Source organism: Variovorax sp. 01T439_2 (assembly GCF_056398445.1).
In genome coordinates this window covers 1-1,487 of sequence record NZ_JBFTPJ010001183.1, presented here as the reverse complement: position 1 = coordinate 1,487, position 1,487 = coordinate 1, and the positions used below count along the sequence as shown (strand labels likewise).

Sequence of the window (1,487 nt, the reverse complement as noted above, 5' to 3'; positions counted from 1 at the left end):
TCCAAAGGGGCCGTGGTGAGCCTGACCCGCTCGCTGGCGCTGGAATATGCGCGCAAGGGCATCACCGTGAATGCCATCGCCCCGGGCATCGTCGAAACGCCGCTGTTTGAAACGCTCACCGAAGAGGTCAGGCAAGGTCTTCACAAGACCGTGCCGATGGAGCGCATCGGCCAGCCAGAAGACATCGGTCGTGCCGTTCGATTCTTCGCGGAGCCAGGCTCCAGCTACGTCACGGGGCAGCTGCTTTACGTTTGCGGCGGACGCAGTCTCAGCAGTCCGTCGGTGTAACGACCGATGCGAATCCACGAAGAACATCCAACGAGATCGAAGGTCGCATGCTCGCAAATGCATTGAGCGGATTGAAGGTGATCGACTTCACACAGGTCATGGCCGGCCCAACGTGCACACTGTGCTTGGCCGACCTCGGTGCCGATGTCGTGAAGGTGGAATCACCCACAGGCGATCTCTCGCGAGCGCTCTCGCCCTGGGTTCATGGCGAGGGCATTCCCTTCCTGGCACTCAATCGCAACAAGCGCAGCATCGTGCTCGATCTCAAGCAGCCGGCCCACAGGCGAGCGGCGCTGCAGCTGGTCGCGCAGGCGGACGTGTTGGTGGAGAGCTTCCGCCCGGGCGTGATGGAACGCCTGGGGCTTGACTACGCCACGGCGGCTGCGGCCAATCCGCGGCTGATCTATTGCTCCGTCTCCGCGTACGGTCAGCACGGGGCCGCCAAGGACCTACCCGGGGTGGACGGCGTGCTGCAAGCCGTCAGCGGCCTCATGAGTGTCACCGGCGCGTCCGGCGGCGAGCCGTGCAAGGTGCCGGTGCCCGTGGTCGATCTTGTCACGGGGTCGTTCGCGACCATCTCGATCCTGGCTGCCCTCGCGCAGCGCCAACGCACCGGGCTGGGCCAGCACGTGGAAGCAAGCATGTTCGCCAGCGCCATCGCGCTGCAGCATGTGAGTTTCGCGTCCTATTTCGCAGACGGCCATGTGCCCGGCCCGCAGGGAAACGCCGCGCCGTATTCGACGCCGAACGAGGCCTTGCGTTGCGCCGACGGGTGGATCATGGTGGCGGCCTATCACCCCGCGCGATGGCAGGCCTTGTGTGCCGCCATCGGTGCGCCTGAGCTCGCGTCGGACCCGCGCTTTGCCGAGAACAAGGATCGGTTGCAGCACCGCGAGGTGCTGTTGCGCCTGCTCGAAGCACGCATGCTTGCGCATCCCCGTGCCTTCTGGCTCGAGCAGTTCGCGGCCGTGGACATCATCTGCGGGCCGATCAACAACTATGCCGAGGTCGCGCGGTCCGCGCCCTTCGTTGACGCGGCGCTCACAGAAACCTTGCAGCACCCGGTCGCAGGTGCGTTGACGCTGCCACGCAGCGTCATCGGTGCGGTTGGCGAGCGGCCCCAGGCGCGACGAGCTGCTCCCACACTCGGACAGCACACCCGCGAGGTGTTGGTCGAACTGGGCATGCCGCCGGAAAAC

Annotated in this window: 2 protein-coding genes; both read left to right on the top strand. The window is 65.6% G+C overall.

Features of this window, described 5'->3' with window-relative positions; all coding sequences use genetic code 11:
* The coding region (locus AC1DOC_RS33285; protein ID WP_478131526.1) for an SDR family NAD(P)-dependent oxidoreductase at nucleotides 1-288 on the top strand (288 nt) is incomplete at its 5' end.
* Nucleotides 289-335: 47 nt separating this feature from the next.
* Nucleotides 336-1,487 (top strand): CaiB/BaiF CoA transferase family protein (locus AC1DOC_RS33280; protein WP_478131525.1); only part of this gene is annotated, 1,152 nt, incomplete at its 3' end.